2 protein-coding genes are annotated in these 1,341 nt (G+C 39.8%); both read right to left on the bottom strand.

The genetic code is table 11. The features are described 5' to 3' along the window. Nucleotides 1–49 precede the first annotated feature (49 nt). Nucleotides 50–964 (bottom strand): IS3 family transposase, encoded by a 915-nt coding sequence (locus FYJ25_RS14325; protein ID WP_055151734.1) that lies wholly within the window; start codon nucleotides 962–964, stop codon nucleotides 50–52. Then, entirely contained in the window at nucleotides 961–1,245 is a 285-nt protein-coding gene (locus tag FYJ25_RS14320; protein WP_009245215.1) for a transposase, read from the bottom strand. Before FYJ25_RS14320 ends, FYJ25_RS14325 begins: the two co-directional genes overlap by 4 nt. Between the last annotated feature and the right edge of the window lie 96 nt (nucleotides 1,246–1,341).

The following is a 1,341-nucleotide window of genomic DNA, read 5'->3' as shown; positions in this document are numbered from 1 at the left end:
TGGTCCTATGTCAAGATTTAGTACAAGTTAAAATGAGGTTTTCCTCATCTTAACTTGCCATCAGCAATTCGTCTTTCTGGATTCTACGATACAGTTCTTCATAATCATTTGGAGACATATAGTCACAATGGCTATGAATACGTTTTGTATTGTAAAATGCTTCCAGATATTCGAAGACCAATCGGTACGCATGATCATAATCGCGGATTTTGAAGCGGTTCAGCCATTCACGTTTGATCAATGAATGGAATGATTCAATACATGCGTTGTCCCAAGGATAAGCTTTTTTCGAATAGCTACACTGTATACCGGCAGTTATCCTCTTGTATTCTTTGGATACATACTGGCTGCCACGATCGGAATGCAGAATCAATGGTTCTTCGATTTTACGTCTTGCTTTAGCTTTATTTATTGTTTCAATCACGCAGGATACTTCCAGTGTTTTAGAAAGTGTCCAGGCAATGATTTTTCTGGAATATAAATCCATAATACTGGTTAGATAAACAAATCCGTCTATCGTCCAGATATATGTGATATCAGAACACCAGACAGCATTTGGGCGTTCCGGATTAAACTGTTCATCAAGGATATTTTGCAATTCGCTACTGAAGTCAGAATCTTTTGTGGTAATAGTCCATGGTTTTACCCATTGTGCTTTGATTCCCATTTGCCTCATGTATTTACCAACTGTACGTTCAGAGATTATTTCCCCTGATTTTCGCAGTTCTTTGGTAATCTTTGGGGCACCGTAATTCTGTTTTGATTCATCATAAATATCCTTGATTTTGGCTTTTACCGTTTCACGACGCTGTTCAGCGTTTGAAGGAACATGTTTTAGCCATGCACGGTAACCAGAACGGGAAACGCCGAGATATTTCAACATTCCGGAGACAGAAACCCGGCGTCCAGCCTTATGGGCAGTTTCTGCCTTCTCAGCAACTTCGAGATAAATGGCTTCCGTCATTTTCCCAGAATGTTGATTGCTTTTTTTAGTACATCAAGAGCGTCCTGTGCATCACGAAGTTCACGTTTTAATCGTGCGATTTCTTTTGCTTCATCAGAAGCATAATTACCGGAACCACGGCATTCGATATCACCTGTCTCACGTAGCTCCTTTTGCCAGCGTGATAATGTTTGTTGACTGATTCCTAAATTTGATGCACAGCCCTGCAGTCCTAAGTCTCTGTGATCATGATAATACTGGACTGCATCCAGTTTAAACTGTTTGTCATAGTGCTTTGCCATAATGAGATCCTCCTTCAGTGCGGTACCTACATTGTACCATGAAATATTAGATTAGGAATTCTCATTTTGACTTGTACTATTTATATTCTAGCACCG

It is taken from the genome of Anaerobutyricum soehngenii (assembly GCF_009697165.1).
GTDB lineage: Bacteria > Bacillota > Clostridia > Lachnospirales > Lachnospiraceae > Anaerobutyricum > Anaerobutyricum soehngenii.
The sequence above is the reverse complement of the archived record's forward strand: the minus strand, read 5'-3'. Positions and strand labels throughout refer to the sequence as shown.

Coding starts and splice junctions, on each gene's coding strand:
- FYJ25_RS14320 (WP_009245215.1), bottom strand. CDS start 1,245: ATGGCAAAGCACTATGACAAACAGTTTAAACTGGATGCAGTCCAGTAT.
- FYJ25_RS14325 (WP_055151734.1), bottom strand. CDS start 964: ATGACGGAAGCCATTTATCTCGAAGTTGCTGAGAAGGCAGAAACTGCC.